The organism is Sphingobium sp., assembly GCF_003248505.1.
Lineage (GTDB): Bacteria > Pseudomonadota > Alphaproteobacteria > Sphingomonadales > Sphingomonadaceae > Sphingobium.
Genome location: NZ_QFOA01000016.1, coordinates 24,854 through 45,532, shown reverse-complemented (window position 1 = coordinate 45,532; position 20,679 = coordinate 24,854). Strand labels below are relative to the sequence as shown.

Here is a 20,679-nt window from a genome sequence, read left to right as displayed (position 1 = left end):
TTTACACGCAACAGTCAGGACAAGGCGTTCTTTCCATGAATATCGAACTGATCCCCGTCGGCGACGATCCGCCCCACAGCCTCAACGTCATCATCGAGGTTCCGACCGGCGGCGAGCCGGTGAAGTACGAGTTCGACAAGGCTTCGGGCGCGCTGTTCGTGGACCGCATCCTGCATACGCCGATGCGCTATCCCGCAAATTACGGCTTCGTGCCGCACACGCTCTCGCCCGATGGCGATCCGCTCGACGCGCTGGTGATCGCGCGGTCTCCCTTCATCCCCGGCGCGGTCGTGGCCGCGCGCCCGATTGCGGTGCTGAACCTGGAGGATGAAGCGGGCGGCGACGAAAAGCTGGTCTGCGTGCCCGCCGATTCGGTCTTTCCCTATTATTCCAACGTGACGGAGAAGGACGACCTGCCCGGTATCGTGATGGAGCAGATCGAGCATTTCTTCACCCACTACAAGGATCTGGAAAAGAAGAAGTGGGTCCGCGTCGGCACCTGGGGCGGGGCCGAGGATGCCAAGCGTATCACGATCGAGGCGATCGAGCGTTACCAGGCGAACAAGAAGGCGGCCTGATCCGCTTCTTCATCGCGATCTCAAAAAGGCCGCGTGGACCGCAAAGGTCCGCGCGGTCTTTTCCGTTCCGGCCTTTCAGATCAGTCGGTCAGCCTCCAGCGCGAGCGCCAGCGAATCGCGCATTCGGGGCATCCGCGCATGGAGGCGCGCGTCCGCCTGCGCCAGTCGTTCGACGCCCATCTCCAGCATCGCCTCGTCCAGCGTGAAGGGCAGGCGCAGAAAGCGTTCGAACGCACCGCCGACGCCGAACTTGGGTCCCGCTGCGACGCGTACGCCCATGCTTTCGGCAAGCGCGGCGAGCGCGGTCGCTTCGGCGCGCGGCAGTTCCGCCCAGAGCGACAGGCCGCCTGCGGGCACATCGACCTGCCAGTGCGGCAGCCGCCGCTCGATCAGCCGCATGAGGTGGTTGCGCCGCGCGCGCAGCATGGCGGCGCGCTCGCCAAGCCCCACGTCGGCGTCGATCAGCTGCGCTGCGGCGATCTGCTCGACGACCGGGCTGGCCATGTCCATGGTGGTGCGCAGGCGGCCCAGCGCCGCGACGGTCTGCGCATCGGCGCGGACCCAGCCCACGCGCAGCCCGCCCCAGAAGATTTTGCTCGCCGATCCGATGGAGATGACCTGCCGTCCCGCAGGGTCGTGGATCGCCACCGGAGGCGGCGGCGCGAAGTCGAGGCCCATCGCAACCATCGTTTCGTCGATGACGAGCGGGGTGTGCGTGCGCGTCGCCGCGGCCACCAGCGCGCGGCGCGTCGCCGGATCCATGCTGCGCCCGGTCGGGTTGTGGAAATCGGCGATCACATAGGCGAAGCGCGGGCTGGTCTGGCGGAAGGCGGCCTCCATCGCGTCCACGTCCCAACCGGTGCGGGGCAGGCCGACCGGCACGGGCACGACATGGTTGCGCTGCAAGGCCTGGATCGTATTGTGATAGGTCGGATGATCGACGACGACGCGGTCGCCCGGCCCCGCCAGCCATTTGAGAATCAGCGAGAAACCCTGCTGCGCGCCGTTGGTCACCATGATCTGGTCGGGCGCGGTCGGGCAGCCGCGCCGCTCATAATGCGCGGCGATGGACCGGCGCAGCACCGCAACGCCGAGCGCATCGTAGCCCAGGTCGCCGAGATAGGCGGGCAGCGCCTCGACCGCATGGGCATAAGCGCGCGCCACGCCCGGCGCGGCGGGCAGGGCGGCATGGGTCCAGTTGAGGATGTCGCCGCCCGGCATCGTGTCGATGTCGATCGCCGGCGGGGCGGTGCCGCTCGCGGGGAGACGCGTCACGCTGCCCGAACCCTGCCGGCTTTCGAGGAACCCCTCGTCGCGGAGCCGGTCGAACGCGGCGGCGACGGTGGTGCGCGACAGGCCGAGCGCGGCGGCCAGTTCCCGTTCCCCCGGCAGCCGGACATTCAGCCCTACGCGCCCGTCGAGCACCAGCATCCGCAGCGCCTGCGCGAGCTGTCGATAGGCCGGTTCGGCGCTGTCCTGCGCACGCCATGCGCCGAGCAGGCGAAGGAGGGAAGGGGGACGAAGCAGCGAAGTGGACATGGAATTGGCTCCTGCCGTCAGGCTTTCGCGCATCCACTTACCTGAAAATGGCTTGCGATGAAAAGGCCAGTTGGATTCAACTAGCCTGATCGGTGCCGTACGCGGCATTTCCCTTTACCCGCGTTCCGTAAATGCCCTCAGCCCGCAATCAACTGCACATAGGCGCTCGACACCCAGCCGCTGGGGCAGGGGCCGTCATAAGGCTGGCGGCGATCCGCTGGCGACGACACGCCGCAATCGGGCGCATCCGCCGCATCGGGTCGCGTCGGCGCGGGTTGCACCACCACGCCGAGCCATCTCTGGTCGAGGCTGCGGGTGCAGATCCATGCGCGCTGGCCGTCGGGCAGGCGCGCCAGTTCGCGCGCGTCGGCGAAGGGAGCCGCCCGCAGGCTGAGCCCGGCGGCCCCCGCGCGCGTCACTTGTCCCAGCCCCCCGCACGCGTCGAGCCGGGGACCGTCTTCGCCAACGGTGACGGCGCGCGCGACCGGCGCGTCCATGCGACTTTCGGGCACATCGTCGCGCGCCGCACCGGCCAGCGAGCTGTTGGGCAGCTCCTCATAGATGTCGTTGCTCCTGGAACAGGCCGACAGGAGCAGGAACGGGATCAGAAGCGCGCGCATGACATGGTCATAGACCGCCCCGGCTCCCGCCGGAAGACGCCATGTTTCGCTTTAGTTTCACGGTCGCTTTCCCTATATGCTGGCCCATGAGCGAAGAACCCGTGAACTCCCCCAACACCAACGATTATGGCGCCGACAGCATCAAGGTGCTGAAAGGTCTGGACGCCGTGCGCAAGCGGCCCGGCATGTATATCGGCGATACCGACGACGGCAGCGGCCTGCACCACATGGTGTTCGAGGTGAGCGACAACGCCATCGACGAAGCGCTGGCCGGGCATTGCGACCGGATCGTCATCACGCTCAATCCCGACTGTTCGGTGAGCGTGGAGGACAATGGTCGCGGCATTCCTACCGGCATCCACAAGGAAGAGGGCGTATCGGCGGCCGAGGTCATCATGACCCAGCTGCACGCGGGCGGCAAGTTCGAGAACACGTCGGACGACAATGCCTACAAGGTGTCTGGCGGCCTGCATGGCGTAGGCGTTTCCGTCGTCAATGCGCTCAGCGAATGGCTGGACCTCAATATCTGGCGGGACGGCAAGGAACATTATATGCGCTTCGCCTATGGCGATGCGACCGCACCGCTCAAGATCATCGGCGACGCGCCCGCCCGGGAAGACGGAACGCCCAAGAAGGGCACGCGCGTAACCTTCCTCGCCTCGACAGAGAAAGCGCCCGGCGACGGCGGCACCTTCAAGAACCAGACCGAATATGATTTCGACAAGCTGGAGCATCGCTATCGCGAACTGGCTTTCCTCAACAGCGGCGTGCGGCTGTTTCTGGTCGACGCGCGGCATGAGGAAAAGAAGGAAGTCGAACTTTTCTACGAGGGCGGCATCGCGGCCTTCGTCAAATATCTCGACCGCAACAAGACGGCGCTGATGCCCGATCCGATCGCGATCGCGGGCACGCGCGACGACGTGACCATCGACGTCGCGCTGGAATGGAACGACAGCTATTATGAAAATGTGCTGTGTTTCACGAACAACATTCCGCAGCGGGACGGCGGCACCCATCTGGCCGCCTTCCGCGCGGCGCTGACGCGCACGCTCAACAACTATGCGGAAAAGTCGGGCTCGCTCAAGAAGGAGAAGGTGAGCCTTACCGGCGAGGACATGCGCGAGGGACTGACCGCAATCGTGTCGGTCAAGCTGCCCGATCCGAAATTCTCTTCGCAGACCAAAGACAAGCTGGTCTCCTCCGAAGTGCGCCAGCCGCTCGAAAGCCTGATGGCCGACAAGATGGCCGAGTGGCTGGAAGAAAATCCCGGCCACGGCAAGATGATCGTGCAGAAGGTGATCGACGCCGCCGCCGCGCGCGAGGCGGCGAAGAAGGCGCGCGAACTGACCCGGCGCAAGGGGGCGATGGACATCGCTTCGCTGCCCGGCAAGCTGGCCGATTGCCAGGAGCGAGACCCTGCCAAGTCCGAACTCTTCCTGGTCGAGGGCGATTCGGCGGGCGGTTCCGCCAAGCAGGGCCGCAATCGCCACAACCAGGCGATCCTGCCGCTCAAGGGCAAGATCCTGAATGTCGAGCGCGCCCGGTTCGACCGGATGCTGTCGTCCAAGGAAGTCGGGACGCTGATCCAGGCGATGGGGACGGGCATCCGCGACGATTTCAACCTGGACAAGCTACGCTACCACAAGATCGTCATCATGACCGACGCGGACGTGGACGGCGCCCATATCCGCACGCTGCTGCTCACTTTCTTCTATCGCCAGATGCCGCAGATCATCGAGGCCGGGCACCTCTACATCGCGCAGCCGCCGCTTTACAAGGCGACGCGGGGACGGTCGGAGGTCTATCTCAAGAACGAAGCGGCGCTGGAGCAGTATCTGGTCGACAACGGCGTCGACACGATGGTGCTGGAAACGAGCGGCGGCGGGCGCAGCGGTGACGACCTGCGCCACCTGATCGAGCATAGCCGCCGGATGCGTGCGGTGATGCGCTATGTGCCGCGTCGCTATAACTCGCAGATCATCGAAGCGCTGAGCCTGAACGGCGCGCTCGACCCCGAATTGTCGAAGGACGCGCAGGCGGAGCGGCTGGCCGCGACGGTGGCATGGATGGACACGCAGGACGCCGAGGGCCGCTGGTCGGGCCGCATCGCCGAGGAAGGCGGCTTCCATTTCGAGCGCCTGTGGCGCGGCGTCACCGATCACCATGTGATCGAAGGCGGCTTCGTCGGGTCGGCCGAAGCGCGCAAGCTGCACAGCATCGCGAGCGAGGAAGCGGCCAGCTATGCGACCGTCAGCCGACTGGTTACGGCCAAGGCGGCGGCAGCGGCCGAGGAGGCGGGCGAGGACGAATTGCCGGTCACGACCAAGGGCGTGACGATTGCCGCGCCGACCGGCCTGCTCGACGCGATCCTCGCCGCCGGGCGCAAGGGCCTGGCCATCCAACGCTACAAGGGGCTGGGCGAGATGAATGCCGAACAGCTTTGGGAAACCACGCTCGACCCCGACAACCGCTCGATGCTGCGCGTCGAGGTGGAGCAGGCGGACATCGCCGACGAGATATTCTCGCAATTGATGGGCGATGTCGTCGAATCGCGGCGCGAATTCATTCAGGATAACGCGTTGAACGTCGCCAATCTGGACGTCTGACGCATGGAAGAGCGGGTCCGTTGCCGCTGGGCCGGGAAGGACCCGCTCTATTGCGCCTATCACGATGAGGAATGGGGCGTCCCGCAGCGCGACTCGCGGATGTTGTGGGAAATGCTGATGCTGGAAGGGTTTCAGGCAGGCTTGTCCTGGATCACCATCCTGCGCAAGCGCGCGGCCTTTCGCACCGCTTTTGCCGGATTCGATCCCGACAGGGTTGCAGCGTTCGGCCCGGACGATGTCGACAGGCTGATGGGCGATCCGGGCATCGTGCGCGCCCGGGCCAAGATCGAAGCGACAGTTGCGGGCGCGCGCATCTTCTGCGCCATGCGCGACACGGGCGAGGATTTTGCCGCTTACGCTTGGTCCTTCGTTAACGGAAAGCCGATCCAAGGGGACGGCATAGCGATCCCCGCGCAGACACCGCTTTCGGCGGCGATTTCGAAGGATCTCAAGCAACGGGGCTTCAAGTTCGTGGGGCCGACGATCGTCTATGCGTGGATGCAGGCGGTCGGCATGGTCAACGACCATGCGGCGGACTGCTATTGCAGGGTGGAGCTTCAAGAGTGAGGCGCGCTGCGCTGGTCGTGCTGTGCCTGTCCGCCTGCGGCGGGGAACCGACGCCGCCGACCATGGCGAACGGGTCCACGGCCGCGCCGCAGAAGGCAATCGTCGCGCCGATCGCTGTTGCGACAGCACCCGATCTCGCGCCGAAATCGCTTGAGGCGGCGGTCCCGGCCATTCGCAAGCCTCTGGTTTCACGTGGAACACCCCCATCGCATCGATCCGAACCCGATTATCGGGCCATCGGAACGGAACCCTTCTGGGCGGTAAGCGTCAGGGGCGATTCGCTGGTGCTGGATCGCCCCGATCAGCCGCCCCGGCGTTACCGGGTCACCCGTAACGACGTCGGGCGCGCTATACGCTACAGCGGTGACGGTTTTTCGATGATCGTCAGCGAGGGGCCGTGCGGCGACGGCATGAGCGACGCGATCTGGTCGGATCGCGTGCAGGTTGCGTTCGGGGACGGAACGCTCAAAGGCTGCGGCGGCGAGCGGGGCGGCGACGACGGCTTCTAATCGGCGCGCATCGCTTCGTTGACGAGCGCTTCAGCCTCCATCAGCAACGCATCCTCCGCCGCGCTTTGCGCGACCTGTTCCCGCCCGATCAGGATCAGCACCGGCACCGCGAGAGGACTGACGCGGTCGAGCGTCACATGCAGCATCGTGCCCGCCGCCCGGTCGATCAGATCGCCCAGCCGCCCCACATCCGTCATCCGCGCCCGCGCGTCGGCCCATGCGGCCTTGAGCAGCATATGGTCGGGCTGATATTTACGCAGGACGTCGTAGATGAGATCGGTGGAAAAGGTGACCTGCCGCCCCGTCTTGCGCTTGCCGGGATGCTGCCGCTCGATCAGGCCCGAAATCACCGCCACGTCGCGAAAGGCGCGCTTCAGGAGGCTCGACTGTTCGACCCAGTCGATGAACTCGTGGTCCAGGATATCGGCGGAAAAAAGACTCGCGGGATCGGTGATAGGCTTGAGGCCATAGACCGCCAAGGAATAGTCGTTGGCCACGAAGCCGAGCGGCATCAGCCCCTGCGCATCCATCCGGCGGGTCAGCAACATGCCGAGCGACTGATGGGCGTTCCAGCCCTCGAAACTGTAGCAGACGAGATAATGCCGTCCCTCATGAGGAAACGTCTCGATCAGTAGTTGGCCGGGCTGGGGCAGGGCGGATCGGGCTTGCTGCATCTCCAGCCATTCGCGTACATCGTTCGGAAAGCGGTGCCATTCGCCAGGTTCGGCCAGGAAGTGGCGGACCCGGTCGGCAAGGCGTGTCGACATCGCCATGCGGGTGCCGCCCCAGCTGGGGATGCGCGCCTGTTTCGATGTCGCGCGCACGAGCAGGTCGCTGGTTTCCATCCGCACGACCTCCAGCGCAGCGCCGGAAAAGAAGAAGCTGTCGCCGGGGCGAAGTTGCGACGCGAACCCTTCCTCCACCGTGCCGAGCTTACGCCCGTTGGCGAAGCGAACCGTGAGTGCGGGCCGGTCGACGATGATGCCCGCGTTGAGCCGATGTTGCTGCACGAAGCGGGGATGCGACACGCGCCACGTCCCGTCGGCGTCGTGCGTCAGCCGCTTGAACCGGTCATAGGCGCGCAGGGCATAACCGCCGCCCTCGATGAAATGCAGTACGGTGTCGAACGCTTCGGCGGTCAGGGCGCTGTAGGGCGTGGCGGACTGGATTTCCGCCAGCATCGCGTCGGTGTGGAAGGGGCCTGCGCAAGCGAGGCCCATGACATGCTGGGCAAGCACGTCGAGACTGCCGGGGCGGAAGTCGTCGGCGTCGCGTTCGCCTGCCTCAACCGCATCCAGCGCCGCGCGTGCTTCGAGATATTCGAAACGATTGCCCGGAATCAGGATCGCCTCGCTTGCCTGATCGAGCCGGTGATTGGCGCGTCCGATGCGCTGGAGCAGGCGCGAACTGCCCTTGGGCGCGCCCATCTGGATGACGCAATCGACATTGCCCCAATCGACTCCCAGATCGAGCGAGGCCGTCGCGACCAGCGCGCGCAGCTTGCCCGCCGCCATTGCCGATTCGACCTTACGCCGCGCCTCGATCGACAGGCTGCCATGATGGATGGCGATGGGGAGATTATTTTCGTTCGCCTGCCACAACTCCTGAAAGATCAGTTCGGCAAGGCCACGCGTGTTGCAGAAAACCAGCGTGGTCTGCCGCGCTTCGATCTCCGCCATCACCTGTCTCGCGGCATATTTGCCCGAATGGCCCGACCATGGGACGCGCCCTTCGGGTATGAGGATGGCGACATCGGGGTCCGCGCCGTCCTCCCCCATCACCGCCGTCACACGTTCGATGTCTCCATCGGGCGCGAGCCAGGCGCGATAGGCGTTGACATCGGCGACCGTCGCCGACAGCGCCACCCGACGCAAGGCAGGCTGAATCGCCTGAAGCCGCGCCATCGACAGGCTGAGCAGGTCGCCGCGCTTCTGCGTCGCGAAGGCATGGACTTCATCGACGATGACGGTCTTCAGCGACTCGAACAGCAAGGCGGCGTCCGGATAGCTTAAGAGCAGCGAAAGCGATTCGGGCGTCGTCAGCAGGATATGCGGCGGGCGGATCCGTTGCCGCGCCTTACGGTCGGACGGCGTGTCACCAGTGCGGGTTTCGACCTGGATGGGAAGGCCCATCTCCTCGATCGGGGTCAGCAGATTGCGCCGCACATCGACCGCCAGCGCCTTGAGCGGCGATACGTATAGGGTGTGCAGCCCTTCGGCGGGGTATCGGATAAGGTCGATGAGCGTAGGCAGGAACCCCGCCAAAGTCTTGCCCGCCCCCGTGGCCGCCACTAAAAGCGCGTGGTCGCCGCGTTCCGCCACATCCAGCATCTCCAGCTGATGACGGCGCGGTCGCCATCCCCGACCGTCGAACCAGCTCTGCACTATCGGGGGAAGACCAGCCATGCCCTGCATGTAGGGCGGCCCTTGCGGCAGGGGAAGACGGCGCGTTGTTGTGGAATATAGATGCCGAATCCGGAAATATTATGTCGCTCCCTCTGGCGTCGCTCCGCCCACCTGCGTTACACTCCGTTCCTATGAGCGGCGCATGAGACGCCGCGATCCTCGTTCCAGGAGATTGACATGACCGGCGAAACCGAAGCCGACCTGACGGGCGTTGCACCGTCCCCCAACCGTCGCCGCCCCAAGGCCCCCATCATGGAAATCGAAGGCCGCAAGCTGAAGCCCGCGACGCTGATGATGGGCCATGGTTACGATCCGACGCTGTCGGAAGGGTCGCTCAAACCCCCGATCTTCCTCACCTCCACCTTCGCATTCGAGAATGCGGCGGCGGGCAAGCGCCATTTCGAGGGCGTCACCGGTATCCGGCCGGGCGGTGCGGAAGGCCTTGTCTATTCCCGCTTCAACGGTCCCAATCAGGAGATTTGCGAGGATCGCCTGTCGGTGTGGGAGGAAGCGGAGGATGCGCTGCTGTTTTCGAGCGGCATGTCGGCGATCGCGACCACGCTGTTGGCGCTGGTGCAGCCGGGCGACGTGATCGTGCATTCCGCGCCGCTCTACGCCGCAACCGAATCCCTGATCGGACGCATCCTCGGCAAGTTCGGCGTGCAGTGGCTCGATTTCCCCGCCGGCGCGACCGAAGAGGAGATCGGCGCCGTCGTCGAAAAGGCGAAGGGATTGGGCCGGGTCGCGCTCATCTATCTGGAAAGCCCCGCCAATCCGACCAACGTGATGGTCGATCTGGAAGCGGTTGTCGCGCGGCGCGATTCGCTGTTCGAAGGTGGTGCGCATGTGCCGCCGATCGCCATCGACAATACGTTCCTCGGCCCGTTGTGGCACAAGCCGCTGGCGCATGGCGCAGACCTCGTCATCTACAGCCTCACCAAATATGCAGGTGGGCATAGCGACCTCGTCGCGGGCGGGGTGCTGGGCAGCAATACGCTCATCAACGCCATCCGCCTGATGCGCAACACCATCGGCACGATCCTCGACCCGCATAGCGCCTGGATGCTGTTGCGCAGCTTGGAAACGCTCGAGTTGCGGATGAGCCGGGCGGGCGAGAATGCGGCGAAGGTATGCGCCTGGCTCAAGGACCAGCCGCAGGTGGAAAAGGTGGTCTATCTTGGCTTCCCGGAGACCGAGCGACAGGCGGACATCTATCGCCGCCATTGCACCGGCGCGGGCTCGACCTTCTGTCTTTACCTGAAGGGCGGGGAGGCGGAGGCCTTCGCTTTCCTCGACGCGCTCAAGATCGCCAAGCTGGCGGTGAGCCTGGGCGGTACGGAAACGCTGGCGAGTCATCCCGCCGCGATGACGCACCTGTCGGTGCCAGCCGAACGCAAGAAGGCGCTCGCCATCGGCGACAATATGGTGCGCATTTCCATCGGGTGCGAGGATGCGGACGACCTGATCGCCGATTTCGCGCAGGCGCTCCGGCAGGTCGGCTGAACCGTGGCGAAGCCTGTCCTGATGGTGGGCCAGCCGCTGCTGGCCCCGCTTCTGCCGCTCCTGCGCCCGGCCTATGACGTCATGCCGTTATGGGAGGAACCGGACGGAGAAACGCTGGCGCGTGTCGATGCGGTCGTATGGGCGGGGGAATTCCCGCTGGAACGCGCACTGCTCGACCGGATGCCGTCGGTGCGCCTCATCGCCTGCTTCACCGTGGGTTATGATGGGGTAGACCTTGCCCTCGCTCGGGAGCGCGGAATCGCGGTCGCGCATGGCGGTAGCGCCAATGCGGAGGATGTGGCGGATCATGCCATCGGCCTCATGATCTCCCATCGTCGATGGATCGTCGAAGGCGACCGCCACTTGCGTGAGGGGCGGTGGACCATCGAGACGAAGACGCGGACTCATTCGATGCGCAGTGCGCGGTTGGGCATCGTCGGCATGGGTTCCATCGGCATCGCGGCTGCCGAACGGGCGCAGGCGATGAAAATGACAGTCGGATGGTGGGGGCCGCGCGAAAAGCCGGGGCTGGGCTGGCCGCGCGCCGACAGCCTGATCGCGCTGGCGACAGACAGCGACATCCTGCTAGTCGCGTGCCGCGCGGACGATAGCAATCGCGGTCTCATCGATACCGCGATACTGGATGCGCTCGGACCGCAAGGGCTGCTCGTCAATGTCGCGCGCGGGCAACTGGTGCAGGAAGACGCGCTGATCGCCGCGCTGAAAGCCGGGCGTCTGGGCGGCGCAGCCATCGACGTGTTCGATCCCGAACCCACCGATCCCGTTCGATGGCGCGGCGTGCCCAATGTGATCCTGACGCCGCATACCGGTGGCGCCACGCACGAAGCGGTGGCGCGGATGACGGAAACGCTGATGGGCAATCTGGCCGCGCATTTCTCTGGGCAGCCGCTGCCGCAGCCAGTGCCCGAGATGGCGTGACGCAAAAACGACCGCTCTCTCCCAATCGGGAGAGAGCGGTCATCCGATCAGAATTTGAAGATGGTGCCGAGATAAACGGCTTGGCTGTCCTGCCGCTCGTCCGTCATCGGGGCAAGGCGACCCGCCACGCTGTTGTTGTAGCGCACGCCCGCCGTGACGTTGAGGTTGCGCGTCAGCGAGTAGGAACTGGCAAGGTCGAGCGAATAATCCTTGTCGGCGGACGGATTGCGAACGCTGGCCGTCGCGCCGGGCTCACGCCGCGTTTCCAACAGCACCTTGGTGCTGAAGCGATCCTTCTTGCCGTCTTCCAGAGCGAAATTCTTCGAGTCGGCCATCGTTTCGACCGGCACTGGATCGAGCGCCTTGCGGCCGACGCTTTCGGGCAGGGCGAACTTGCGCCAGTTGTGGCCGCCGCTGTTCAGGCTGAAGGCCACGGGCTTGATGTCGACCTGCGCAAGCGGACGGTCCACGGTGCGATCCTCGCTCGCGCGGACCATCACAGTGATCGAACGCTGGCCGCTCAGCGATCCGCTGGTCGGGGTGAAGCGAAAGCCGTCATTGCTCGCCCGCGCGGCGATCCGCGCATAGGCTGCCGCGAGACGCGGATCGCGAATCGTCGGCGTGAAGGAAGAAATGCTGCCGAGCGCGCCCAAGGAAACGGCGTCGCCGCGCGCTCCAACGAGGTCGGTCGCCGCGCCGAACGCGGGAGACAGCGTGAAACCGGCCACGGCGATCGCCGCGCCCGCTCCTGCCAAATATCCCCGTTTCAAGCGCATCGATCCTGTCCGTCCCCGCTCACACATGTTTGATAACGCATTACACCGTCAAAGCCGCAAATGAATAGTGCCCCCAACGCCTTTTTCGCCAAGCTGTTGCATGGAACACACAACCGGACGACGCGCCCGAAGGCACCTTGTCGCCGTCCGCGCGCTGCGCCCCCTTGCTCCTCCCCGCGCGACCACTATAGAAGCGGGCAGTTTTTCGTCTTTTCAAGCTAGGACATGCCTGATGGTCCGCCGCCCTTCCACTGCTCTTTCCACCGGCCTGCTGCTGGCCGCGCTCCTGCCGCTCGCGGCGTGCGGGGGCGGATCGAAGGATCGCCCGAAGGCGGACCTCGCCGCATCGAAGGTGACGACCATCGGCGTCAACGCCTATCTGTGGCGCGCGGCGCTCGATACGCTGTCCTTCATGCCGATGGTGCAGACCGATTCGAACGGCGGCGTCATCGTCACCGACTGGTATGCCAATCCCAACACGCCCGGCGAGCGGATGAAGGTTACCGTCTCGGTCCTCGACCAGGACCTGCGCGCCGATGCCGTGCGGGTGGCAGCCAGCCGCCAGGTGAACCAGAACGGCCAGTGGATCGACGCTCCGGTCAAGGCCGCAACGACGCAGAAGCTGGAAGAGATCATCCTCACCAAGGCGCGCGACCTTCGCCGCTCGGCGATCGCGGGCTGATCCCACCCCCGGCGGCGGGCCTTTTCGCCGCCCGGCCGCCATCGACAGCAATCCGGGGCCGGGCTTTTGAACAAGGCCCGGCCCGTTCGCATTTTGAAGGACGAGACATGCAAAGGCGCTTCAACCCGATGGAGGCCGACGCCCGCTGGCAGGCGACCTGGGACGAAAGGCAGAGTTTCCGGGCGGACGACGCGTCGCCCAAGCCGCGCTCCTATGTGCTGGAGATGTTCCCCTATCCGTCCGGGCGCATCCATATCGGCCATGTCCGCAACTATTCGATGGGTGACGTGCTGGCGCGTTTTCGCCGGATGACCGGGCACGAAGTGCTGCACCCAATGGGATGGGATGCGTTCGGAATGCCGGCCGAAAATGCGGCGATGGAAAAGAAGGTGCATCCGGGCGAATGGACCCGGTCCAACATCGCCAATATGCGTGCGCAGTTGAAAAAGCTGGGCTTCGCCATCGACTGGTCCAGGGAACTGGCGACCTGCGAGCCGGACTATTACGGCCATGAACAGGCGCTGTTCCTCGACATGCTGGAAGCGGGCCTCGTCTACCGCAAGGAAAGTGCGGTCAACTGGGACCCGGTCGACATGACCGTGCTGGCGAACGAACAGGTGATCGACGGGCGCGGCTGGCGATCGGGCGCGCTGGTGGAGAAGCGCAAGCTCAGCCAGTGGTTCCTCAGGATCACCCAGTTTGCCGACGACCTGCTGGAGGGGCTGGCATCGCTCGATCAGTGGCCCGACAAGGTGCGGACCATGCAGGAAAACTGGATCGGCAAATCGGTTGGCCTGCAATTCCGCTTCGACTTCGCTCCCTTTCCCGAGCGCGAGGCGCTGGAAGGGCTGGACGCAGGCGCGGGGATAGAGGTTTATTCGACCCGGCCCGATACCATCTTCGGCGCGAGCTTCGTCGCGATCGCGGCGGACCATCCGGTGGCGCAGGCGGTGGCGGCGAACGATTCGGATGCCGCAGCTTTCATCGAGACGTGCAAGGAAGGCGGCACCACCGCCGCAGAGCTGGAAACAGCGGAAAAGCTCGGCTTCGACACCGGCTTATCCGTGACGCACCCGTTCGATCCGCAATGGCAGTTGCCCGTCTTCATCGCCAATTTCGTGCTTATGGATTATGGCACGGGCGCTGTCATGGGGGTGCCCGCGCATGACCAGCGCGACCTCGATTTCGCGCGCAAATATATGCTCCCTGCCGAGCGCGTCGTCGCTGCCGAGGGCGAGGCGGACAAGCCGATCCACGACGAAGCCTATACCGGCCCCGGCAAATTGGTGAACAGTCGCTTCCTCGACGGGATGAGCGTCGAGGAAGGCAAGGCCGCCGTCATCGCCCGCGCCGAGTCGGAAGGATGGGGACAGGGCAAGACCGTGTTCCGCCTGCGCGACTGGGGCGTGTCGCGCCAGCGCTATTGGGGGACACCGATCCCCGTCATCCATTGTGACGCATGCGGCGTGGTGCCGGTGCCCAAGGACCAGCTGCCCGTGGTGCTGCCCGAGGATGTGAGCTTCGACATCCCCGGCAACCCGCTCGACCGGCATCCGACCTGGAAGCATGTGCCGTGCCCGGTTTGCGGCAAGGCGGCGCGGCGGGAAACCGATACGCTCGACACCTTCGCCGATTCGAGCTGGTATTTCATCCGCTTCGCCAGCCAGCCCCAGGACAGGCCGTTCGATCGCGCGACGGTCGAACGATGGCTGCCGGTTGGCCAATATATCGGCGGCGTGGAACATGCGATCCTGCACCTGCTCTACGCCCGCTTCTGGACCCGCGCGCTCCAGCATATGGGGCAGCTGGGCTTTGCCGAGCCGTTCACGGGCCTGTTCACGCAGGGCATGGTGACGCACGAAACCTACAAGGCGGGTGACGGAAGCTGGCTGTCGCCGGGCGAGGTCAAGAAATCGGGCGACGATTACACCCATATCGAAAGCGGCGCGCCGGTCACGGTCGGTCGCGTCGAAAAAATGTCCAAGTCCAAGAAGAATGTCGTCGATCCCGACGATATCATCGCTCAATATGGCGCGGACGCAGTGCGCTGGTTCATGCTGTCCGACAGCCCGCCCGAGCGCGACCTGCCCTGGACCGACAGCGGGATCGAGGGCAGCTGGCGCTTCGTCAACCGCGTCTGGCGCCTGTTCGGCGAGGCGGACGCCAGCGCCGAGGGTCAGGACAAGGCGATCGAGCGCAAGCTGCACCAGACCATCGACGGCGTCGCGAAGGATATCGAGGCGCTGGGCTTCAACAAGGCGGTAGCCAAGATCTACGAGTTGGTGAACGCCGTCGAAAAGGCGAAGCCGTCGGCGAGCCGCACCGCCGCGATCCGGGCGCTGGCGCTGCTGGTCGCGCCGATGACTCCGCATCTGGCCGAGGAAGGCTGGGCCGAGATGGGGCAGGACGGCCTGATCGCGGACGCCGCCTGGCCACAGGTCGACGCTGCACTGTTGGTCGAGGACGAAGTGACCATCGCCTGCCAGGTGATGGGCAAGCTGCGCGACACCATCACCGTGGCCAAGGGCACCGCTAGGGAGGATCTGGAAAAGCTGGCGATGGCCGCGCCCAATGTGGCGCGCATCCTGGACGGCGCGACACCGAAGAAAATCATCGTCGTGCCGGACCGTCTGGTCAATCTGGTCATTTGATATAGGACTGGCTGTCATGAAGCGCTTTCTGCCCCTGCTCGCCCTGCCGCTGCTGCTTACCGCCTGCGGCCTCCGCCCTGTCTATGGCGGCGGAAGCCAGGGCGCGGTTGCGCGGGCGCTCGGCAATGTCGAGGTCGCACCGATCCAGGGGAAGGGTGGCTGGCTGGTGCGCAACGCGCTCAACGACCGGCTGGCGGCGATGCAGAGCGGCAGCGGCCCGCGCTACAAGCTGGTGGTGAAGCTGGACGACGATATCAGCGGTTTCGGATTGCGCGCCGACGCCGCCATCACGCGCGAACGACGGACGCTGCGTGCCCGATACCAGTTGATCGACGAAGCGACCGGCGCGCAGGTGCTGGACGACACCGCCGGATCGGACGCCGGCATCGACGTCACGTCGAGCGAATATGCGACCATCGCGGCGGAGGACACGGCGCTGGAACGGCTGTCGCAGACGGTGGCGGACCAGATCGTCACTCGCCTCGCCCTCTTTTCCCGCCGTGGCGGAGCGCAAGGCACGCCATGAAGGCCAATCGGGGGCAGATCGAGCGCGCCCTCGACGCCCCGCCGCCCGATATCCGCTTCTTCCTGCTGTATGGCCCCGACGAAGCGGGCAGCGCCGCTATCGCGAAGCGGCTGGAGCGCGCGATGGGTCCGCAGGCCGAGCGCGTCGACCTCGACGGCGCAAGCCTGAAGGAGGACCCGGCCCGGCTTTCGGACGAGGCCGCGTCCTTTTCGATGTTCGGCGACAAACGCTGGGTGCGGGTAAGCGGCATGGGCGACGAATCGGCCCCCGCGCTCGCCGCGCTGCTGGAAGCGGAGGCGGCGGGCAATCCGGTGATCGCCGTCACCGGCACGCTCAAGCCCACGTCGAAGCTGCTCAAGCTGGCACTCGACCACAAGGGCGCGATGGCGTGCATATCCTATCAGCCGGATGCCCGCGAGGCGGAACAGATCGCCATCGGCATCGCACGGGAAGGGGGACTGCGCCTGTCCACCGAACTGGCGCGCCGGATCGTGGACCTCGCCAACGGCGACCGGGCGCTGATGGCGGGCGAGGTCGAGAAGCTGATCCTCTACCTCGACGCCGCACCCGACCGTCCGCGCGAGGCCACGGCGGATGCGCTCGACGCGCTGTCCGCCGACAATCCCGAAACCGAAATCGGGCCACTGGTGAATGCCGTGCTCGGCGGCGATCTGAAAGCCATGCACAAGGAAATGTTGCGCCTCAACGAAAGTGGCGCAGCGATGGCGTCGATCATCCGCCCGCTGCTGACCCGCGCGATGCTGATCGCCAACATCCGCGCCGATTTCGACGCAAGCGGACGGCTGGAAGCGGCCGTCGAATCGGCGGGCAAGGCAGTGTTCTGGAAGGAAAAGGGCACCGTGTCGCGTCAAGTGCGCATCTGGGACGCGCCCGGCGCCGCGCGGGTGATCCAGCGCCTGCTGGACGCCGAGCGCGCAAGCCGGGGCGGACGCGGCGCGGGCGAGCTTCTGGTGCGGCACGAACTGCTCGCCATCGCCCGGCAGGCGGCGCGGGAGCGGGCTTGATCGCATAACGGCGCGGCACCATATTGCCGTCATGGACAAGCTCAATCTTTCCGAAACGGAGTGGCGCGACCGCCTCTCGCCCGAACAATATCATGTGCTGCGCGAAGCGGGCACCGAACGCCCTTTCACCGGCAAATATAACGGCAACAAGGCCGATGGCGTTTATTATTGCGCCGGATGCGGTGCGGAACTGTTCGACGCCGAGGAGAAATATGACAGCGGATCGGGCTGGCCCAGTTTCACTGCGCCGGTCGACATCGATGCGGTCGAGGAAATTCGCGACGCCAGCCATGGCATGATCCGTACCGAAGTACGCTGCGCCAAGTGCGAGGGGCATCTGGGCCATGTGTTCCCCGACGGTCCGGGCGTCAACGGCCTGCGCTATTGCATGAACAGCGCCAGCCTGGATTTCAAGCCACGCGAGGGTGAAGGCTAAGGCCCTCCGTTCAGCCTGCATAAAGCGGCGCCGCGCATGAAGGCGCGCGGCGCGACTTTCAATATTCCCGTGATTTGCGCTGGCGAGCGCGGGGATTAGCGCCTATTCGAGGCGGCACAGATGGCTGGATCAGGTAAAAGCAGGGCGGCGCGGACAGGCGCGAGAAAATGGCTGGTGCGCGGCGCGAAAATCGCGCTGGGCGCGGCAGTCGCGGGACTGTTGGCGATCGTCGTCGCAGTGGCGATCGCGATGCAATCGCTGCCGGGATATGACAGCCTCAAATCCTCGCCCAACGGCCAGATGATCCGTGTCCATGCCGCCGACGGCAGTGTGATCGTATCCCTGGGGCCGAGCTTTGGACAATGGCTATCCTACGACCGCATTCCCGCAGTCATGGTCGACGCGATGATATCGACCGAGGACAAGCGTTTCTACATGCATCCGGGCGTCGATCCCGTCGGCATGGCGCGCGCAGCCTGGGTCGCGGTGGAGCGGCGCGGGTCGGGGCGTCGCTGGCAGGGTGCATCGACGATCACCCAGCAGGTGACGCGCAACATCTTCCTGAACAACAGCTACAGCTTCGGCCGCAAGCTGCGGGAAATGGTGCTGGCGCTGGCGATGGAGCGCAAATTCTCCAAGCAGCAAATCCTCGAACTGTACCTCAACAAGGTGTATTTCGGCGGCGGGGCCTACGGCATCGACGCTGCCAGCCGTAAATTTTTCGGCCATCCCGCAACCGACCTCAGCCTGCCCGAGGCCGCGATCATCGCGGGCCTGGTGAAAGCGCCGTCGAGCTATTCGCCGACCGCCGACGCAGAAGCGGCGATCGGGCGCGCGGGCGTCGTGCTCGACCTGATGCAGGAAAATGGCAAGATTTCGCCGTCCGAACACGCGGACGCCGACCTCGCCTCCGTCAAGATGGCACCCGAACCGCCGCAGAACAGCGTCCGATACTTCACCGACTGGGCATTGCCGCAGCTCGACGTTCTGGTCGACGAACCCAACGAACCTTTGGAGGTCTATACCACCATCGACCTGGGCATGCAGAATGCCGCGACGGCGGCGATCAAGGCGAACGTGCCGTCCGGTACGCAGGGCGCGCTCGTCAGCCTCGACCGCGACGGGGCGGTCCGGGCGATGGTGGGCGGTCTCGACTATGTCACGTCCAACTATAATCGCGCGACGACGGCGACGCGGCAGCCGGGTTCGGCGTGGAAGCTGTTCGTCTATATGGCGGCGCTGGAAGCGGGCTATACCCCCGACACCGGCGTCACGGACGGGCCGGTGACGATCAACGGATGGAGCCCGCGCAACGCCAACGGCAAATTCGCCGGCGACATCGATGTCCGCACTGCCTTTGCCTATTCCATCAATACCGTCGCGGCGAAGCTGGGCGTGGAAGTCGGCTTCCCCACCATCGCCGACATGGCCCGCCGCTTCGGCATCACGACGCCGATCAATACGCATCCCTCCATGGTGCTCGGCACATCGGACGTGCGGCTGATCGACATGACGCGGGCGGCGGCCTCCATCGCGCGCAAGGGGATCGCGGTGACACCCTACGGCATCACGAAAGTGACGACCGCCGACGGTCGCCTGCTTTACAACCACCAGGACGATACCAGCCGCGTGCTGGTCGCGCCGTGGGTGGCGGCGGGCATGACCGACCTCATGCAGACTGCGGTTTCCACCGGCACGGGCCGCGCCGCGCAGATCGGGCGGCCCGTCGCGGGCAAGACCGGCACCACCAGCAGCAACAAGGACGGCTATTTTCTCGGCTTCTCCAGCGGCATCACCACAGGCGTATGGATGGGCCGCGACGACGCTCGCCCGGTGTTGGGGCTGCAAGGCGGTCGCGCGCCCGCCCGTGCCTTTGCCGACTACATGAAGGTCGCCGTCGCGAAACGCCCTGTCGAGCAGTTCGAAACCGAAGTGACTTTGCCCGAATGGCAGCTGGAGCCGGACGAGGAGGCCTATTACAACACGCCCGATCCTGGGATGATGGTCGATGAGAACGGCCTGCCCGTCGAACGCCCGCAGTCCCGCGAGACGGACGGGCAGGGCGACGATCCGCAGATGGAGGTCGATCCGCAGGACAGGCCGCAACCGCCGCGCATAGACCAGCAGTGGATCGACAATGTGCTGGGCCGTGACCGTCAGCGCCAGCCGCCGCCGCGCCCCACGCCCAATCCCTGACAAAGGCGGTCCCGGACTCGCCTGCCTCGGGTACGTCTAGGGAGCCGCCGCGAGCCGGGTTCGGACCGGCGCCATCGCGTCGGGCAGCAGGAAGTCGACCTTGCCTCGCCCGAAATCGATTGCCACGCGGTCGAAAATCCGTAGCGCGCCGATGCCCAGCAACAGCGCGGGCTTATCCTTCATGCCCAGTTCCGCAAAGGGGCTGGCGTCGGCGAAGATGACGGGCAGGTCGGTCAGATTGACGCGACCCATGCGCGCGGACCGGATCTTCCCCACCTGGCCCACCAGCGTGCCGCCGGTGACGCTGGTCAGTATGGCCGTCACCAATTCAGGCGCGCGCTTCTTCGCGACCAGCCGGTCGCGCAACGCCAGATTGCCGATGCTGACGCTGGCGCCCGTGTCGAGCATGATGGCGACGCGCATCCCGTTCACATCGCAATCGAGCAGGATCAACTGCCCACGCTTCCGCCGCGCGTCTACGACAATGGTGTTGCGGTCGGCGGGGGCGGGGCGCGCGCGCGCGCCGCTGCGTGCGATTTCCATCTGCCCGGTGCGAAAATTGAGCGTCACCCGCTTTTCATGCAGGCTGTCGAGGCCGAGCAGGCCCGCCGCGCCCAGATTCTCACCCTCCAGCACCGGTGCTTCGATATCGCGGATGCGCCCGCCGCCGAAGTCAATGTCGGGCAAAGCGACCGTGCCAGCCTCCGACCGCCCCGTTATGCTGAGGATGGTGACGGAACGGCGGGCAGGGAGGGCAAGCTCCCGCGCCAGATCGCGCGCGATGACGGTGCGCTGCGATCCGGTATCGATAACGAAGTTCCACGGTCCCTTGCCATCGATCAGTATGGGGATCGTCACCCTCCGGTCTTGGGAAGCCGGGCCGGTACGAACGACCGCTGGCGGATCGGCGGGATCGAGCGGCGGTGCTTCCTGCGCTGCACAGACCGAAGCGCCTGCCGCCATGGCCAAGCCGATCAGGACGTGCAACCGGCCCATATCCTCGTCCCCGGATCCGTTATGCCGCCTTATACCACCATCGCCCCCCACTTCGCCAGAGCCGCGCCTCGCCGCGCGGGATTTCCTCTCTTCCCGCTAAGCTCGCGCCTTGACTTGGCATAGCG

At 65.6% G+C, this 20,679-nt stretch carries 17 protein-coding genes; 12 read left to right on the top strand and 5 right to left on the bottom strand.

The genetic code is table 11. The annotated features are described in order from the left end of the window. Positions 1–35 precede the first annotated feature (35 nt). Positions 36–578, top strand: coding sequence for an inorganic diphosphatase (gene ppa / locus DI606_RS08280; RefSeq protein ID WP_293981475.1), 543 nt, complete (start codon positions 36–38; stop codon positions 576–578). A gap of 75 nt (positions 579–653) precedes the next feature. On the opposite strand, the gene DI606_RS08275 is transcribed toward ppa, so the two are convergent. Then, the gene (locus DI606_RS08275; RefSeq protein ID WP_293981472.1) at positions 654–2,117 is read right to left on the bottom strand and encodes a PLP-dependent aminotransferase family protein; all 1,464 of its coding nucleotides are present in this window, start codon (positions 2,115–2,117) and stop codon (positions 654–656) included. A 137-nt stretch (positions 2,118–2,254) separates the two neighbouring features. Next, positions 2,255–2,737 carry a hypothetical protein gene (locus DI606_RS08270; RefSeq protein ID WP_293981470.1) on the bottom strand — a complete coding sequence of 161 codons (483 nt, stop codon included), beginning with the start codon at positions 2,735–2,737 and terminating at the stop codon, positions 2,255–2,257. A gap of 86 nt (positions 2,738–2,823) precedes the next feature. Between DI606_RS08270 and gyrB the strand changes: the two genes are divergently transcribed. The 3 genes from gyrB to DI606_RS08255 are packed head-to-tail and all read left to right on the top strand — an operon-like array spanning position 2,824 to position 6,419. Next, positions 2,824–5,343 carry a DNA topoisomerase (ATP-hydrolyzing) subunit B gene (gene gyrB, locus DI606_RS08265; protein ID WP_293981467.1) on the top strand — a complete coding sequence of 840 codons (2,520 nt, stop codon included), beginning with the start codon at positions 2,824–2,826 and terminating at the stop codon, positions 5,341–5,343. Between the two features lie 3 nt (positions 5,344–5,346). Then, positions 5,347–5,910, top strand: coding sequence for a DNA-3-methyladenine glycosylase I (locus DI606_RS08260; RefSeq protein ID WP_293981464.1), 564 nt, complete (start codon positions 5,347–5,349; stop codon positions 5,908–5,910). Next, positions 5,907–6,419: a membrane-like protein gene (locus tag DI606_RS08255; protein WP_293981462.1), complete on the top strand. Its 513-nt coding sequence runs from the start codon at positions 5,907–5,909 to the stop codon at positions 6,417–6,419. Before DI606_RS08260 ends, DI606_RS08255 begins: the two co-directional genes overlap by 4 nt. On the opposite strand, the gene DI606_RS08250 is transcribed toward DI606_RS08255, so the two are convergent. Continuing rightward, entirely contained in the window at positions 6,416–8,824 is a 2,409-nt protein-coding gene (locus tag DI606_RS08250; RefSeq protein WP_293981459.1) for a ligase-associated DNA damage response DEXH box helicase, read from the bottom strand. The two genes, DI606_RS08255 and DI606_RS08250, sit on opposite strands and share 4 nt — an antisense overlap. Positions 8,825–9,001: 177 nt before the next feature. Between DI606_RS08250 and DI606_RS08245 the strand changes: the two genes are divergently transcribed. Further along, entirely contained in the window at positions 9,002–10,327 is a 1,326-nt protein-coding gene (locus tag DI606_RS08245; protein ID WP_293981457.1) for a cystathionine gamma-synthase family protein, read from the top strand. 3 nt (positions 10,328–10,330) lie between these two features. Beyond that, positions 10,331–11,266, top strand: a complete 936-nt coding sequence (locus tag DI606_RS08240; protein ID WP_293981454.1) for a 2-hydroxyacid dehydrogenase — start codon at positions 10,331–10,333, stop codon at positions 11,264–11,266. A 47-nt stretch (positions 11,267–11,313) separates the two neighbouring features. On the opposite strand, the gene DI606_RS08235 is transcribed toward DI606_RS08240, so the two are convergent. Beyond that, on the bottom strand, positions 11,314–12,042 hold the full coding sequence (locus tag DI606_RS08235; RefSeq protein ID WP_293981452.1) for a hypothetical protein: 729 nt from the start codon (positions 12,040–12,042) through the stop codon (positions 11,314–11,316). 232 nt (positions 12,043–12,274) lie between these two features. Between DI606_RS08235 and DI606_RS08230 the strand changes: the two genes are divergently transcribed. The 6 genes from DI606_RS08230 to DI606_RS08205 all read left to right on the top strand — a co-directional run bounded on the left by DI606_RS08230 (position 12,275) and on the right by DI606_RS08205 (position 19,558). Then, positions 12,275–12,724, top strand: coding sequence for a DUF3576 domain-containing protein (locus DI606_RS08230; protein WP_293981449.1), 450 nt, complete (start codon positions 12,275–12,277; stop codon positions 12,722–12,724). A gap of 107 nt (positions 12,725–12,831) precedes the next feature. Further along, the gene (gene leuS, locus DI606_RS08225; RefSeq protein ID WP_293981446.1) at positions 12,832–15,375 is read left to right on the top strand and encodes a leucine--tRNA ligase; all 2,544 of its coding nucleotides are present in this window, start codon (positions 12,832–12,834) and stop codon (positions 15,373–15,375) included. A gap of 16 nt (positions 15,376–15,391) precedes the next feature. After that, complete coding sequence (gene lptE / locus DI606_RS08220; protein WP_293981443.1) at positions 15,392–15,901, top strand: LPS assembly lipoprotein LptE; 510 nt, start codon at positions 15,392–15,394, stop codon at positions 15,899–15,901. Further along, a complete protein-coding gene (gene holA, locus DI606_RS08215) occupies positions 15,898–16,926 on the top strand; it encodes a DNA polymerase III subunit delta (protein ID WP_293981440.1) in 1,029 nt (342 codons plus the stop codon). Before lptE ends, holA begins: the two co-directional genes overlap by 4 nt. 31 nt (positions 16,927–16,957) lie before the next feature. Next, positions 16,958–17,362 (top strand): peptide-methionine (R)-S-oxide reductase MsrB, encoded by a 405-nt coding sequence (gene msrB, locus DI606_RS08210; RefSeq protein ID WP_293981437.1) that lies wholly within the window; start codon positions 16,958–16,960, stop codon positions 17,360–17,362. 120 nt (positions 17,363–17,482) lie between these two features. Next, a complete protein-coding gene (locus tag DI606_RS08205; protein WP_293981434.1) occupies positions 17,483–19,558 on the top strand; it encodes a transglycosylase domain-containing protein in 2,076 nt (691 codons plus the stop codon). A 36-nt stretch (positions 19,559–19,594) separates the two neighbouring features. Here the strand turns inward: DI606_RS08205 and DI606_RS08200 are convergent, their stop codons facing one another. Continuing rightward, positions 19,595–20,554 carry a retroviral-like aspartic protease family protein gene (locus DI606_RS08200; protein ID WP_293981431.1) on the bottom strand — a complete coding sequence of 320 codons (960 nt, stop codon included), beginning with the start codon at positions 20,552–20,554 and terminating at the stop codon, positions 19,595–19,597. Between the last annotated feature and the right edge of the window lie 125 nt (positions 20,555–20,679).